This is a genomic window from Paraglaciecola polaris LMG 21857 (genome assembly GCF_000315055.1).
Taxonomy (GTDB): Bacteria; Pseudomonadota; Gammaproteobacteria; order Enterobacterales; family Alteromonadaceae; genus Paraglaciecola; species Paraglaciecola polaris.
In genome coordinates this window covers 330,169-345,488 of record NZ_BAER01000017.1, presented here as the reverse complement: position 1 = coordinate 345,488, position 15,320 = coordinate 330,169, and the positions used below count along the sequence as shown (strand labels likewise).

The following is a 15,320-nucleotide window of genomic DNA, read 5'->3' as shown; positions in this document are numbered from 1 at the left end:
TTGTGACTAAATATCGCCCCGTTTTAACAGATATCTACGCGCTTTTCATCTTTATATTGCCCAAGTGGTAAATATAAGTTGATCTTGCTGCTTTACTCAATATACTGCACGCCTGTGTAATAAATAGCTATACAAGTGTGTAATAAATGGCGGCGTGTTCAAATCCCAATAGTGAGAGAGTGGCTTATGTTGAGTAAAAAGTTGGGTCGTTTGATTGCCCTTGTTGGCTTAGTGTTAAATGTTGGTGTGCTGCTACCGGGTTGCGATAGCGTGAACTCACAAGAAGTCGACAGCATCATCAAACCGGTAAAGTTGAGCAAAGTACCCAATATAAACCAACAACATACTGACAGTTTCATCGGTAAAACAGATGCGACCGAGCGGGCGGTTTTATCCTTTAACGTCGCTGGCGAAATTGACTCAAAAATGGTGCGCATGGGCAGGCAGGTTAAAAAGGGTGAGGTATTAGCTTATCTTGACCCAACTGACTACCAGTTAACGTTGGATGCACGTCAGGCCGAGTTTGACTTAGCCAAAACTCAATATCTACGTGCTAACGCGCTATTTGCCGAAAGTTTGATCAGTACCGACCAATTCGAGCAAAACGATACAAATTTAAAAGTTGCAAGCGCGCAACTCGAGCAGGCAAAAACCGATTTAACCTATAGTAAAATCACGGCACCGTTTGACGGTATAGTGTCATTGACCATGGCTGAGTCACATCAAGTTGTGGGGGCAAAGCAGCCGATTGTGAAATTACTCAATAACACAGTCATGGATGTGATTTTTACCTTACCAATTAGTTATGTTGAAAAATACGGTATCGACAAAATTAGTCAATCAAGGCTGTCTGTGACTATGGATGCTAAGCGTAGCCTAATGATCCCTGCACAATTTAAAGAAATATCGACTCAACCCAACAAAGACACCAATAGTTATACGGCTCGAGTGACGATTAAGCGCCCGCAGGATCTGACGTTATTGACGGATATGTCTGGGCAGGTTCACCTGCTAAATCAAGAAGAAAGTCGCTTATTCCGACTACCAGAAACAGCGTGGATAAGTCGCAACGACCAGCAAGGCCGGGTATGGAAGTTTGATAAAGCCGAGCAAAGTCTTACTCAAGTGCTGGTGATGTTAGATAGTCACGGGTTTGTGCAAGGGGGGCTCGCTCAAGGCGACTTGGTTGTGCAAACCGGCATTGAAAACTTGCGAGAAGGTCAACGAGTAAAAGCTTGGATAGAAGAGGATGGAATTTAATGAATATGCTGAAATTCATGGCCACAGGACTGATGATATTCACTGTTCAAGCGTGTTCACCGAACATCGAGCACAGAGCGAAACCCCCCTTAATTGTTGACACGTTTACCGTGATGACGCCGATTGAGACACAAGTACGTACCTTCAACGGTCAAGTTATACCACCTGAGCTTACCCCTTTGGCATTTCGCCTTGAAGGGGAAATCCTTGATGTCATCGTGCATGAAGGGGACGCGGTCAAAAAAGGTCAATTACTGGCAATGCTAGACGACGCGAAGTTAAAACAAAACCTAGTGGATACCCAAGCAAAATTGAGTCTGGTGCGCCGTCAACTCGATAGGGGTAGAGAACTGCGTCCTAATGAGATGATTTCTGGCTCTGAGCTCGATGAGTTGCTAGCGAATTATAAATTGGCATTAGCCAATGCTGAGCTTGCTCAGGTGCAGTTGAATTACACCCGTCTCAACGCCCCATTTGATGGCATTGTTTCACAAGTTTCAAAGCAGAATTTTGAGCGCACAACCGCAGGCGAGACGGTATTGAGTGTATATGAAAATGCAAATGTGTATGTGGAAATATCGGTTTCAGACACAGTGTTAACCAGTCTAAAACCGTTACTCAACAACCTAAACTATCAAGCTATTACGCACTTCTCTGGGAGTAATAAAGAGTACCCACTGAGGTATTTAGAACACACCAGTGAGCTTAATCCACAATCACAAACCTATCAGTTTTGGTTATCTATGCCACAAGTGAGCCCGGCTATTTTACCTGGTAACAATGCTCAAGTGCGCATTGATATGGCGAAGTCTGGCTTAACCCTGCCATCAGGCTATCAAATACCGATGACTGCAATAGATACCGCGTCCCTGGGGCGTTTTCAAGTGTGGAAAATTCAACAAGATAAAGCCGTGCCAGTAACGGTACAAATTGAATCGGTCAATTCTACAGGTGCTATTGCCATCAGTGGTTTGCGCGAAGGAGATGTGCTGGTGAACTCAAATCTACGAAAACTAAGAGCGGGAATGAGCTTAGAGGAACCCAGACTGTGAACATCGCCGAATATTCAATTAAACACAAAGTCATTAGCTGGCTATTTTTCACGATTTTGACCTTGGGAGGAATTTCAGCGTTCAACGGTTTGGGCCGCTTAGAAGATCCTGCTTTTACCTTAAAAGACGCATTGATTGTGTCTACCTATCCTGGTGCCACACCGCAAGAAGTGGAAGAGGAGCTGACCTACCCCCTAGAACGTGAAATTCGTCAGTTACCCTATATCGATAATATTACCTCGATTTCATCTAACGGTATGTCCCAGCTCAAAGTCAGTATGAAGTCCATTTATGGTCCTGAAATATTACCGCAAATATGGGATGAAATGCGCCGTAAAATAAATGACGTCAAGCCCACGTTACCGTCTGGTGTGAGCTCTATGCAGATTTTGGATGATTTTGGTGATGTGTTCGGCATTATGATCATGATCACCGGGGACGGCTTTGACCCAGTTGAGTTAAAACGTTATGCAGACCAGTTACGCCGTGAGCTAGAGCTGGTGGATGGGGTCGGGAAAGTGTCTATTGCCGGCGATCAACAAGAGCAATTATTTGTCGAAGTGTCCCTAGAACGCTTGGCGTCCTTAAATCTGGATATTAGCGCAATTACGGGTTTGCTCAGTCAACAAAACAGTGTGCAGCAATCAGGTCAGGTGATGGTCAATGGGCAAACCCTAGTGATCCGTCCAAGCGGCACGATGAGCTCAGTAGAGGAAGTTGAAAATCTCATCATTCATGGCCGTGACACCGGCAATCTAATTCGTTTAAAAGATGTGGCTAGGGTATTTCGTGGTATTGCCGAGCGCCCAAGTAATGTAGTGACCTTCAATGGCAGTCAGGCAATTAGCTTAGGGATTTCCTTTATACCTGGGGTGAACGTGGTGGAAATCGGCGCCCATATTGAAAAAGAGTTTGAAACACTGCAAAGCATCAAACCAGCAGGCGTCGCGCTGAATTATTTCTACAATCAAGCCGCTGAGGTAGACCAGTCAGTACATGATTTTGTGATCAGCCTGGCAGAGGCTGTGGTGATAGTGATTGTGGTACTTCTTTTTGCGATGGGGCTACGCAGCGGGATCATCATAGGAACCGTTTTGTTGTTGACTGTGTTTGGCACCTTTATGTTGATGAGTTATAGCGGCATTGAGCTACATCGCATTTCCCTCGGTGCGCTGATCATTGCTCTAGGTATGTTAGTGGATAACGCCATAGTGGTCGTCGAAGGTATTTTAGTGGGCCTTAAAAAAGGTCGCAGTACATTGCAAGCATCTGTGGACATTGTAAAACAAACTCAATGGCCGTTGCTGGGGGCAACCGTGATTGCGATTGCGGCTTTTGCCCCTATTGGTTTGTCAGAAGATGCCACCGGGGAGTTTATGGGATCCTTGTTTTGGGTGTTGTGTTATTCGCTGTTTTTAAGCTGGATAACTGCGTTGACGCTTACTCCGTTTTTAGCCAATTTATTACTCAAACAAGAGTTGACTAGCGAAGTGCAGGACGAGGATGTTTACCAAGGTGCCCTGTTTGTCGCGTTCGGGGGCATGCTTAAATTTGCCTTGCGTTTTCGCTGGTTAACCATTGCCAGTATGTTTGCTTTATTGGTGTTAGCTGTTATTGGCTTTGGCAATGTTAAGCAATCGTTTTTCCCGCCTTCGAATACGCCTATGTTTCATGTGGATATGTGGATGCCCCAGGGCACCGATATTCAACAAACCATTGAAAAAAATAGCGAAGTCGAAGCGTATTTAGGCAAGCTCGACCATGTGGAATTTGTTGCTACATCAGTAGGCCGAGGTATGCAGCGTTTTATGCTGACCTATCAGCCAGAGCAAAGTTATGCGGCGTTCTCTCAGTTAACGGTACGTGCTGATAGTAGAGAAAATATGTTTGCCATGCTTGATGATTTAGAAAACAAGTTAAATAAGCAGTTTTCCCAACCGACATTTCGCTTGAGAGTGATGGAGTTTGGTCCCACACCCGCATCAAAGATTGAAGCACGTATCAGTGGTTCTGATCCTGACGTACTGCGCGGTATTGCGCGTCAAATTGAAGATGTATTTTATGCCGATGCAGGGGCACGTAATATTCGCCACGACTGGCGTGAGCGGACGAAAGAACTGGTCCCGCAATTCAATGAATCGAAAGCTAGGCGCTTGGGTATTTCAAAGCAAGACTTATCAGATACCTTACAGATGGCGTTTGGCGGCAGTACCATAGGGATACTGCGTGATGGCACACACATGTTGCCTGTATTGGCGCGCTTACCTGAGCAGGAACGGGTGGATTTTGCGTCTGTGGAAAACTTGCGTATATGGAGCCCATCGTTACAAACGTATATCCCCGTTGAGCAAGTGATAGACGGTGTTGCCCTAGAGTGGAATGAGCCGTTAATTTTACGCCGCGACCGTAAACGAACCCTTACCGTTATGGCTGATCATGATGTGTTAGGAGATGAAACCGCAGCAACCTTGTTTGCTCGCTTACGACCCAAGGTCGAAGCACTGCCGTTGCCAGAAGGTTATGAGCTAACCTGGGGCGGAGAGTATGAGTCGACCAATGACGCCCAAGGAGCAATGTTTAAATCCTTGCCCTTGGGGGCGCTTGTGATGTTTATTATTACCGTGTTTTTGTTTAATTCGGTACGTCAGCCACTGGTCATTTGGTTAACTGTGCCCTTTGCCATTATTGGTGTATCGGTTGGTCTTTTGAGCACCGGCATGCCGTTTAGTTTTACGGCTCTGCTTGGTCTACTCAGTTTAAGCGGTATGATCCTTAAAAACGGCATTGTGCTGATGGATCAAATTAATATCGAATTGGATTCAGGCAAAGATGCCTATCAGGCTGTATTTGAAAGTGCGATCAGTCGGGTGAGGCCGGTGAGCATGGCTGCGATGACCACTATTTTGGGTATGATCCCTTTGATGTTTGATGCCTTCTTTGGCTCAATGGCGATCACGATTATGGCAGGGTTAGGTTTTGCTACCATACTCACCTTGGTATTGGTGCCAGTCCTGTTTGCTCTATTTTATAAGGTTAAACCGGTAACAAATTAACCTGATAATTCACTCAATCGTTTTCTCCCTTGCGGGAATAGTTAGCAGCCTTCCTAGGCACGTTTGGCTCTACGTTTGTAGGGCCTTTTTTGTGGTGATCCGTTCAGTCATTAGTTAGCGCGTAATTGCTGCAAAATTTCGCAGTCTTTTATTTGCTCGTTGCCACAGCAATTGGCCAGTGCTTGCAGGTTTTGCTCTAACTGCTGAAGCTCATATTGGGCGATGCGTATTTGCTCGAGCTGCTGTGAAATGAGCCCGTCCACTTGGGCGCAAGGTGCGTTGCCATCACTTTGCACGGCGAGCAATCTTTTTATATCAGCCAGCGGCATACGTAATTCCTTACAACGACGAATAAAGTTTAAGGATGATATGTCTTGCTCTTGATAATAACGGTAACCGTTGTCACCGCGCTTTGCTTGTGGAAGTAAAGCAATGTCTTCGTAATAGCGAATAGTCTTTGGACTGACCCCGGTGACACTGGCGAGTTGTTTTATTTGCATAATCGATTGACCTTCCTGTAGCTGGAAGCTTTATTCTACGCTGATTCGATAACAAAGTAACGAGAACCCAATGAGTGAGTGCTGTGGCGTTAATGCCCAAGATAAAGAACAAAGAACCTTATTATGGACAGTGCTTGGGTTAAATGGAGGCATGTTTTTTGTTGAATTCATTGCCGGATGGTTAGGGGACTCAAGTGGCCTAATGGCGGACTCGCTAGATATGCTGGCTGATGCCATGGTTTACATGGTGGGATTATACGCTGTGGGCAAAGCCATACAATATAAGGCGAAAGCGGCGTTATTTAACGGCAGTTTGCAGTTGGTGTTAGCTGGCTTCATATTGCTGGATGTGGTGATGCGTCTTGTGGGAGGCAGCGAACCACAAACGGGCATTATGCTGTGGATTTCATTACTTGCACTGGCGGTGAATCTGTTTTGTTTTATCTTGCTGTCCCGTTACCGTACTGGTGATATCAACATGCGCGCCAGCTGGATCTGCTCTCGCAATGACATGATTGCCAATGTTGGGGTGATTATTTCTGCTGTTCTCGTTGTATGGCTAGATTCGGCAATTCCAGATTTGGTGATAGGCACTATTATCGCCCTTGTTATCGTGCAGTCATCCTTGAAAATAGTCAAAGAGTCCAAAGCGCTGCTCAAAGGCGAAGTTGAAAAGAAAGCCAAGTCGTCTTGCTGTGGTTCTTAATACCATGACGTGCTTTAGGCAATAAAAAGCGACTGGTCTTGCAGTCGCTTTTCTAAGTATTTGAGGGGCTAATGCAAATGATCAGTCGTGGTCTGCGCGGATATGCCCTCGACTGGTATCGGTCCAATGCCCTTCTGATAGGGATAAAATGACCGCATCAACCTCATTCAACAGCTCGACTGATTCTGACGTAAAACAACCGCCAATCACCACTAAACTTTGATCTTCCAGTTCACCCAGCTTTGTTAGTGCTTTATGCACTAAAGCACTTTTCACCATGTTTTTACGATCGTGAGGGAAGGTGATCAAGGTGCAGGTGTCTTCGAGTTGTGACTCACAACTCATGGCTAATTTTTTGTATTCTGTTGGTACACGTTCTTTTACTAAGAACGACTCTAAATGCTTTTGAATGTGAAATTTCATAATTTACTAATAGATCATCAATAAAAAGTAACAACATGGCGTAGCCATATCAGTTTACGTGTCTCTACACTCACAGAATAAACCGCAAGGAAAACACAGTTTAAAACCAACTACTTGAATTTTATCGGCTAATGGCTCGTATGCATAATGAGTAGAAGCTGATTATAAATAAACTTACCCCAGCCGCAAATGGAATTAAAGGATTGTTTTAAATTTGTGCGGAATAAGTAGCATAAACTTTCCTTTGAACACAAAAAAAGGCGCCAAAAAGGCGCCCTAAACAAATACTAAGGGATAGTTAGAAGTGTGCGCGTAATTGCACACCGAAGTAACGGTCTGCATCACGTGGGATTTGATAACGGAAGTTATCGCCACTGTAAGTGGTAACAAAGCTCTTATCGGTAAGGTTCTTACCAATCAAGCTTATACGATAAGCATCGTCGTCAAACGAGAATGCCAAGCTTGCGTTCAAAATGCCGTAGTCTGGTAGTAAGTCTATAGCAGTCGCAGTGCCACCCGGTGCGCCAGCGTACATTTCGTCAGTGTATACATATGAGCTATTTAAGATAACGTTCATGTTATCCAGCTCCCATAAGTATTCGCCAGTGACTGAGTATTTTAGATCCGGCGAGAAAGGCAAATCTGCACCAGAACGACCAGTACAATTAGCATCAGTCACTGGGCATTTGAACTCATCGACTTCAGCGTCAACTCTAGATAAACCACCGGTTAGGGTGAAGTTATCAGTTGCCTGCCACATCACGTCAAACTCAATACCTTGTGTGGTAACTGAGCCGGCGTTAGTTAAACGGGTAATGGTTACGCCATCCAATAATTCAGAGTTATTCGCTTGGAAACCATCAATGTTGGTTCTGAAGATTGCCGCGTTGAATATCAAGTCATTGCTTGCGTATTTATAGCCTAACTCGTACGCATCAGAGGTTTCTTTATCGATGGGTAAAGAATCAGCATCAGCCATGTTGTAGAACACGTTAAATGCTGGGCCTTTGTAACCTTGTGAGAAGGTGAAGTAGGCCATGCTGCTGTCAGTTAAGTCATACTGGGCACCAATTTTACCAGACACATTGGTTTCATCGGTTTCACCTTGATAATTGGTCTCAAAGCTACGTACGCCAACACCTGTGCGTTTGTATTCGTCATTACTACTACGGTCATGTGAGTAGCTCACTTCATCGTCAGTGTAGCGAATACCGAACAGTAAACGTAAGTCATCATTGATGTGGTATTTACCGTCAGCGAATAATGCCCAGTTATCAAATTGTGTACGCATGAACGCAGTGGCGCCAACGATGTCGTTAGCATTACAGCTTAAGTTCTCATCGGCGATAAACTGATTAACCTGCGCTTCAGATGGATCTGCTATGCCAAGGCTCTCTGTTAAGTACGTACCAATTGCTGCTGGGAATTGACCACCGTTATTTTGACAGCTGGCATCACGGGTAAAGTTACGCTCTGATTTTTGTGTCCACCAGAATGCACCTAATTGGTAGTCAAAATCACCGCCTACAGGAGAGGCAATGCGGAACTCTTGAGAGGTTTGTTTCCAGTTTTGTACACCCGTATCGTGCAGTTGAAATCCTACGCCACCATCCGGAACGCTACCGAAATCAACCGGTAACGGAATTGAACCCGTTGTTGAGGTGAAATCACCTTCGCGGAACTCTGTGTTGTCCCAGCTACGGTACGCTGTGATTGAGGTGAATTCGTGATCGCCGATCATTTTGTCTACTTGCACTGAGAAACCTGTGGTTTCATCTATGGTGCGTGTTTCAAAATCATGGTCAATTTTACGTTGTTCTAAATCTAGGTCGCCGTTGCCTGTGCTGTTTGGTGCAGCGTCAGAGGAAAGATAACGGTTGCTTGGCGCAAGTTCTAAATCTGCACAACAGTTATCATTAGACTTAACGTTTTCAAAAATGAACAAAATGTCGGTATCGTTACCGGCATCAATGTCTAACATACCGCGAATACCTTCTTTGTCGTATCCGTTGGTTGTTTCATTGTTATAGACATTGTCGATGTAGCCGTCGTACTGAGATTTCAATACGGTCAAGCTACCGTTTACATTATCGTTTAGGGCACCGGTGACACTGGTTTTTAAACGGTATTCATTGCCCTGAAACAAGGTGACTTCAGCCGTACCGCCAAATTCATCAGAAGGGCGTTTGGTGGTAATGTTTACCACACCAGCAGATGCATTTTTGCCAAATAACGTACCTTGAGGACCACGTAATACTTCGATACGCTCTAAGTCGTATAAATCAACGAATGCTTGTCCTGAACGGCCTAACACTACGCCATCAACCACGGTAGATACGCTTGGCTCTGCCGCCACACTGAATGATATAGTACCGATACCACGCACGGTAATCGCGGAGTTACGGTTGGTGTTACCTTTACGGAAGCTAACGGAAGGCACCAATGCTTGTAGGCCTTCAATGTTCGCAGAGAACGCAGAATTAATTTGGTCTTCACGTAACACAGATACGGCAACGGGAACTTCGTTGAGGTTTTCTACGCGTTTTTGCGACGTAACAGTGATCTTCTCCATTAAGCCTTTATCTTCAACAGGCGCGGCTTCTTGCGCGCTAGCGGCGAAGCCGATGGTCATACATGCACCGATGGCTAGTGCGCGCGTAATGCCAGTATGTAGTGTGCTAGGTTTTAGTAACATGGTGTTCTCCACGATCTCTGTTTTAGGGGTAAGTCCAGTATTCAGTTGCCGTGTGTCCAGACAGCAATTGAGCAGTGTGTTTATTATCTCGGCTTACCATTCTTCATTTAATATGCAGTTCCACTGATTTGAGCGAAACAGTCATTACGATGACTTATAGGGCATCTTGTGTCATACATTAGATGTCTTATATAAGACAAAAGATAGACAAAATTTAACCATAAAGTTAACTAATTGCAATCTTTTTGTTAAAACAGTTTTTCGAGTTCTGGTAGGTCAGGAATATCGGAGTAAGCTTGCTAGGCCTTATATACAAGGCACCTTGCAGCAGACCTATAAACGAATGTTAGGTCTGCTTATAACGGTTATAAATAGAATTGATACAAGTTGCTAACAGAGTTAACCGGATTGACGCGAACATTGAGCCACTGAACTTTCTAATAATTGTAGCCAGTCATTGCCATAATTATCTTCAAACCATTGACGCATATCTTTTGACGCATCTTTAAATGCCTGCTTTTCATCCGCAGTGGGGCGATAAACGGTACCACCGGCTTTTTCGAATAAGGTGTACGAATTGGCTTCTTGGTTAAAGACCAGATCATTTGCCGCTTTTTGCTGGAGGACAAAACCTTGTTCAATGATTTCTTGAATATCAGCTGGCAATGACTGCCATACGGGCTCAGAAAACCACCATAAAGCAGCCATATATGAATGACCGTCGAGCACTATGTATTTTAAGTGCTCTTCTAATTTAGCGCCGATAATATCTTGAATCCCGTTTTTACTGCCCTCGACCACGCCCGTAGCTAAGGCGGTATACAGTTCAGCCCATGACACTGGGGTAGGGTTTGCTCCAAGTTGACGAACCAGTTCTTGTTGTATTTTGGCTGGGGTGGTGCGAATTTTTTGCCCGACTAAATCCCGGGGATGATGTATCGGTTTACGGGTCGTGGCGAAATTACGCCAGCCACCAGTGTTGGTCACACCCATTAAGCGAATTTGTAGATTTTGCGCCAATACCGTTTCACGCATTTTACCTAAGATCGGTCCATCGAGAACACATTGAGCTTGTTTGTCATTATCGAATACATAAGGTAAATCAAGCACTTGAGCAGGCGCGAAGAAATTCCCCGTCCCGCCAGCTGTGGTAGGAAACATTTCCAATACACCCTTTTGCAGGTTACCGATACACTCAGGTACCCCGCCACAAAACTGCCCTGATGAATACAGTTGTACCTGAACTCGGCCCTTGCTGGCCTGTTCAACATATTCTTTAAATGCGAGCAAGCCCACATAGTCTTCATCTTGGGTCGACGCCTGTATGGACGCTTTAATGATGAATTCGGCGCGATCAGAATTTGAGTTAACCATACCCACAACACTGGCAACTGCAATACAGGCATAAACAGCAAGAAGTACGATGCGTTTTGTATTCATATCAGGCAAACCCAAATAGACGAGGCAAGGTCATAGTGACCGCAGGAAAATAAGTAATGATGAATATTACCAAGGCTTCTACTGCTAAAAAGGGCAGCATCTCATAGGCGATATTCTCGGTTTTTTCCCCTGACACTGATGCAGCTACAAAAAGCACCAAGCCCATGGGAGGGGTCGCGAGGCCAACCGTTAAGTTAACGCACATGATCACCGCAAAATGCAGTGGGTCTATCCCCAAGGATATAAATATTGGAGCCAATACTGGGCCTAGGATCAATATCGCAGGACCTGCATCGAGGAACATACCGATGGCAAATAAGAACAGGTTGATGATAAGCAACAGTAATAACACGTTGTCGGTAATACCCACGATATTTGCAGCCAGCATATCTGCCATACCCGATACCGTTATGATCCAGGCGAAGGTGACTGCCGAGCCGACCAATAGTAATATCGTGCCTGACTGAACTGCCGCATTCACTAATATGTGCGGTAGCTTATCGAATTTGAGGGTGTTGGTAACAAACAAGGTAATGATCAGTGCATAACCCGCAGCGGCAGCGGCTGCTTCTGTCGGTGTAAATACCCCCAATACAATACCGCCTAACAATATAACCGGTGTTAACAAGGGTAAAAATGATTTTTTAAAGGCACTACCACGTTCATACCAAGTGGCTTTTTTATTGGCTACCGGATAATTACGTTTTTTGGAAATGCGGCTGGTGACAATCATTAAGCCTGCACAAATCAATAAACCTGGGGTAATGCCGGCCAAAAACATGCCTGCTACTGATACATTCATTATAAAGGCGTACAGGATCATGATCCCCGATGGGGGAATAATCGGTCCGATGACTGACGATGCTGCTGTCACCGCAGCGGCAAAGCGCCGGCTGTAACCGTTTTCTTCCATGGCGGGAATAAGCATTTTCCCCAAAGCCGATGTGTCAGCTACCGCTGAGCCTGAAAGCCCCGCAAATAATACCGAGGATAAAATATTCACTTGTGCTAAGCCGCCACGATAGTGACCAATTAAGGTTTGGCTAAAGCGCACGATTGATTGCGTAATACCACCTTGATTCATCAGCTCACCGGCTAAGATGAAAAAGGGCACGGCCATCAATGGAAATGAATTCATCCCCGAATATAATCGGGTTAACAGCGCTGAGAAAAACACTTGATTACCATCTAGCATCAAACTCACGCCCGGTCCAATTAACAAAGCAAATACCACAGGTGTACCGGCGGTTAACAATAAAATGAAAACCCAAAAATAACTGATAGACATATTATTCGACTTCCATTGGGGGAATAGTTTGCTCGGTGAGATAATCTCGGGCAAAGAGTTGTTTAATTAAGTTTTCAATACCAACTAAAAATAACGCGGCAAACATCAGTGGTGCACAAGCGTAGAAATACGCTAGTTTGATCGGCATTGATGAGGCATAGATTTCCATGCCGCCTTGCCAAAACGCCACACTCTGCTTAAAAAACATTCCACTTATCATGATAACCAATAAGGTAATGATGACTTCGGTTACTCGGCGCAGTCCGCTCGGCAGGGCATCGGCGAACATCTCAATAGAAACATTCAAATTTTCTCTATATGCCCATGGTGCGACTAAGCATGCAACCCACACCATAAGGTACTTGGCGAGCTCTTCGGTCCAAGCTAATGAGTCATTCAATACGTAGCGATAGAACACTTGGGCTAATATCATCAGCAGCATAGCGCTAAGTAACACCCCCGCGATATTTTTACCTAGGGAGCTGATGGTATAATTGACCTTACCTAACGGGCGATTAAGCGCTAGTAACCCGCGACTGACAGCATTTTGCATGAGGTGTTCTCCGGCAGAGTAGGGTGCTATTTAGGCCAATAATGACTAATTTGCGGTTGCTGATCCGCCAACGCGTCTGTGTGTTCAACGTCAGGACCTAAGGGGATGCGTTTACCTTTTGGTACAAATACCGCCATTTCCTGTAACCCCAGGGTTAAGGCATAAGTTTTCCCACCTTGGTAGGTTTGCCCGCTTGGGAAGCGTTCCCATTCGCCTTCGGGCAAATAAAAGTCCACTTCACCGCCGGGCTTCAAGCATGGCACCACTAACATATCGTCACCGAACATAAACTGCAGCTCGAATGCAGCCGCTAGACGGTCTTTTGGAAAGGCCAGGGCCATGGCGCGCATCAATGGCACGCCTGTTTGAGTAGCTTGCTGCATAGCACTATAGATGTAAGGCAGTAAACGGTATCTCAGCACAAGGGCCTGGTTTACCGCTTCTTCTGCCTCAACGCCGTAGCTCCATGGTTCGCGCTGACCTATGCCATGCAAACGCATATGGGCACTGAATACTGCCGCTTGTGACCAGCGAATAAAAAGCTCTTGGTCTCGAGTGTCTTTGTAGAAACCGCCTACATCAGTGGCAAAAAATGGTGCTCCTGACATGCCCCATGATAAGGCGCCACGAATACTCGCGCCTAGGCCGCCCCAATCTGCTTGCGGGTCACCGCCCCATTGGCTTGGGAAACGTTGTGAACCCGTCCACGCAGACCGGCTAAACAAAAATGGGCCATTTTTGGAATACTTTTCGGCCGCTTCATACACACATTTGTTATATAAAAAACTGTACACATTGTGCAGGCGATTACCTGAGTCGCCGCTATATGCCAACATGTTGTCATCTTCGACTTGCTCACCAAAGTCTGCTTTGATCATGTCCACACCTAAATCAAATAATGGCTTGTGCGACTCTAACCAAAATTGATAGGCGTCTGGATGAGTGAAATCGACAATGCCAGACTCAGGCAAAGGAGTAAGTACTTCTGCGAATGCACTCATATCCCATTGATATTGATAGGCTTCGCCTGTGCGTTTGTCTTTCAACAACCAGCCTTTTTTGGCCATTTCAGCAAACAAAGGATGTTGTACCGACACCAAGGGATATTCCCAAATGCACACTTTGAAATTGTCAGCTTTTAGTTGATTGATGACCGCCGCTGGATCGTCAAAGCGTTTAGGATCCCATTCGAACGCGAAGCGGGTATCGGTATCTTGCCAAGCACGACCATCAAGAGTGATAACGTCACAGGGCATTTTATGCGCCCGCACGTCTTTTGCTGTAGCCAGCAATTCCGGCACGTCTTTGTAATAGGCTTTCGATAAGATAACGCCTAGGCTCCAAACCGGTGGGGTAGGTGCTTTACCGGTTAAATCTGTGTAGGTATTAATGATGGCCTGACCGTCATCACCATGCATGAGGAAAATGTCTAAAGCTTCATCTTCTACTAACACACCGTAGGAGCGCTGTGACCAAGTTGCATAACCTACAGCGTGGGTCACGGGTGATGGTGTATGCACAAATACTCCCCACCCGCTTGGACTCCAGCAAAATGGCGTGTTTTTATAAGAAATTTCAGCGTTAACGCCTAGGGCATCGTGATTATAAGAGCGTACTAATTGTCCGCGTTTGTTTAAACTGGCCCACTTTTCGCCTAGGCCATAAACCGCTTCTTCGGTGCCAAGTTCTAAACTGATTAACCAGCCTTCATCTACTTTCGCTAATGGCGGCAGACGGTAACGGCGTACAAAGTGGCCGTCATTCGCCGTTTGTTGCACACTTTTATTACCTTGAAAAAGTTCAAACGTGAATGGGGTGTGGTTAATTACTAATTTACTGTCACCAGCGATAAGTGTGCATTGCTGTTCACTGTTGACTATGTCAGGGCTGATGATATCGGGGGTGGTCACCAATAGACCATAATCGGCTTGCCCACTGATACCGATCCGCAGGCGCACACCAAAGGTATGAAATGTGATGTGTAAATCACCCTGTGACGTGGGTAATATTACACCACCATCGCTTGCTAGACTGGCTGCGCCAGTAACATTGGCTTGTTTTATTTGATTCCAATTAGGAGCGGTAACATCAAATGCAGACATGAATTTTTCTCACTGGTGATAATGACATAACATAGGTTAAGCGCGAAGGATGATGCAGTGCAACGCGTTAACCTAATCCAATCTTATATAAGATATAAGTTATAGTAGTGTTAAATTCTTGTCAATCATTGTTGTCTATTAGTTGCGGTAGCGATTTTTAGAAGAGGCGATGTGTTTTTTAAGTACTTGAAAAGACGCTTAAAAGTGCCTTAAATCTAGGGAGGTATTGAGGTTGAGGATCTGCAGTA

At 45.2% G+C, this 15,320-nt stretch carries 11 protein-coding genes; 4 read left to right on the top strand and 7 right to left on the bottom strand.

Translation table 11 applies throughout. The features are described from left to right. Nucleotides 1-186: 186 nt before the first annotated feature. Genes GPLA_RS03480 through GPLA_RS03470 form a run of 3 tightly spaced genes read left to right on the top strand, consistent with a single transcriptional unit; the run spans nt 187 to nt 5,365 of the window. Entirely contained in the window at nt 187-1,260 is a 1,074-nt protein-coding gene (locus GPLA_RS03480) for an efflux RND transporter periplasmic adaptor subunit (RefSeq protein WP_007103441.1), read from the top strand. Continuing rightward, nucleotides 1,260-2,312, top strand: a complete 1,053-nt coding sequence (locus GPLA_RS03475; RefSeq protein WP_007103440.1) for an efflux RND transporter periplasmic adaptor subunit — start codon at nt 1,260-1,262, stop codon at nt 2,310-2,312. The genes GPLA_RS03480 and GPLA_RS03475 overlap by 1 nt, the downstream gene beginning before the upstream one ends. Further along, nucleotides 2,309-5,365, top strand: a complete 3,057-nt coding sequence (locus GPLA_RS03470; RefSeq protein WP_007103439.1) for an efflux RND transporter permease subunit — start codon at nt 2,309-2,311, stop codon at nt 5,363-5,365. The genes GPLA_RS03475 and GPLA_RS03470 overlap by 4 nt, the downstream gene beginning before the upstream one ends. A 110-nt stretch (nt 5,366-5,475) precedes the next feature. Here the strand turns inward: GPLA_RS03470 and GPLA_RS03465 are convergent, their stop codons facing one another. Then, nucleotides 5,476-5,865, bottom strand: a complete 390-nt coding sequence (locus GPLA_RS03465; RefSeq protein WP_007103438.1) for a MerR family transcriptional regulator — start codon at nt 5,863-5,865, stop codon at nt 5,476-5,478. A gap of 70 nt (nt 5,866-5,935) precedes the next feature. On the opposite strand from GPLA_RS03465, the gene GPLA_RS03460 reads away from it, so the two are divergent. Further along, on the top strand, nt 5,936-6,571 hold the full coding sequence (locus GPLA_RS03460; protein WP_007103437.1) for a cation diffusion facilitator family transporter: 636 nt from the start codon (nt 5,936-5,938) through the stop codon (nt 6,569-6,571). Nucleotides 6,572-6,652: 81 nt separating this feature from the next. Here the strand turns inward: GPLA_RS03460 and GPLA_RS03455 are convergent, their stop codons facing one another. From GPLA_RS03455 to GPLA_RS03430, 6 genes are all read right to left on the bottom strand, one after another. After that, nucleotides 6,653-6,994 carry a hypothetical protein gene (locus tag GPLA_RS03455; RefSeq protein ID WP_007103436.1) on the bottom strand — a complete coding sequence of 114 codons (342 nt, stop codon included), beginning with the start codon at nt 6,992-6,994 and terminating at the stop codon, nt 6,653-6,655. 298 nt (nt 6,995-7,292) lie between these two features. After that, nucleotides 7,293-9,689 carry a TonB-dependent receptor gene (locus tag GPLA_RS03450; RefSeq protein WP_040513827.1) on the bottom strand — a complete coding sequence of 799 codons (2,397 nt, stop codon included), beginning with the start codon at nt 9,687-9,689 and terminating at the stop codon, nt 7,293-7,295. 399 nt (nt 9,690-10,088) lie between these two features. Next, nucleotides 10,089-11,129, bottom strand: a complete 1,041-nt coding sequence (locus GPLA_RS03445; protein WP_007103434.1) for a TRAP transporter substrate-binding protein — start codon at nt 11,127-11,129, stop codon at nt 10,089-10,091. 1 nt (nt 11,130) lies between these two features. Beyond that, a complete protein-coding gene (locus GPLA_RS03440) occupies nt 11,131-12,417 on the bottom strand; it encodes a TRAP transporter large permease (protein WP_007103433.1) in 1,287 nt (428 codons plus the stop codon). A gap of 1 nt (nt 12,418) precedes the next feature. Beyond that, nucleotides 12,419-12,970 carry a TRAP transporter small permease gene (locus GPLA_RS03435; RefSeq protein WP_007103432.1) on the bottom strand — a complete coding sequence of 184 codons (552 nt, stop codon included), beginning with the start codon at nt 12,968-12,970 and terminating at the stop codon, nt 12,419-12,421. Between the two features lie 26 nt (nt 12,971-12,996). Then, nucleotides 12,997-15,072 carry a glycoside hydrolase family 31 protein gene (locus GPLA_RS03430; protein WP_007103431.1) on the bottom strand — a complete coding sequence of 692 codons (2,076 nt, stop codon included), beginning with the start codon at nt 15,070-15,072 and terminating at the stop codon, nt 12,997-12,999. Nucleotides 15,073-15,320: the final 248 nt, after the last annotated feature.

What these genes read in the sequence shown, in the direction of transcription:
- GPLA_RS03450 (WP_040513827.1), bottom strand. Translation starts at nt 9,689, where the DNA reads ATGTTACTAAAACCTAGCACACTACATACTGGCATTACGCGCGCACTA.
- GPLA_RS03460 (WP_007103437.1), top strand. Translation starts at nt 5,936, where the DNA reads ATGAGTGAGTGCTGTGGCGTTAATGCCCAAGATAAAGAACAAAGAACC.
- GPLA_RS03430 (WP_007103431.1), bottom strand. Translation starts at nt 15,072, where the DNA reads ATGTCTGCATTTGATGTTACCGCTCCTAATTGGAATCAAATAAAACAA.
- GPLA_RS03455 (WP_007103436.1), bottom strand. Translation starts at nt 6,994, where the DNA reads ATGAAATTTCACATTCAAAAGCATTTAGAGTCGTTCTTAGTAAAAGAA.
- GPLA_RS03440 (WP_007103433.1), bottom strand. Translation starts at nt 12,417, where the DNA reads ATGTCTATCAGTTATTTTTGGGTTTTCATTTTATTGTTAACCGCCGGT.
- GPLA_RS03435 (WP_007103432.1), bottom strand. Translation starts at nt 12,970, where the DNA reads ATGCAAAATGCTGTCAGTCGCGGGTTACTAGCGCTTAATCGCCCGTTA.
- GPLA_RS03480 (WP_007103441.1), top strand. Translation starts at nt 187, where the DNA reads ATGTTGAGTAAAAAGTTGGGTCGTTTGATTGCCCTTGTTGGCTTAGTG.
- GPLA_RS03445 (WP_007103434.1), bottom strand. Translation starts at nt 11,129, where the DNA reads ATGAATACAAAACGCATCGTACTTCTTGCTGTTTATGCCTGTATTGCA.
- GPLA_RS03475 (WP_007103440.1), top strand. Translation starts at nt 1,260, where the DNA reads ATGAATATGCTGAAATTCATGGCCACAGGACTGATGATATTCACTGTT.
- GPLA_RS03465 (WP_007103438.1), bottom strand. Translation starts at nt 5,865, where the DNA reads ATGCAAATAAAACAACTCGCCAGTGTCACCGGGGTCAGTCCAAAGACT.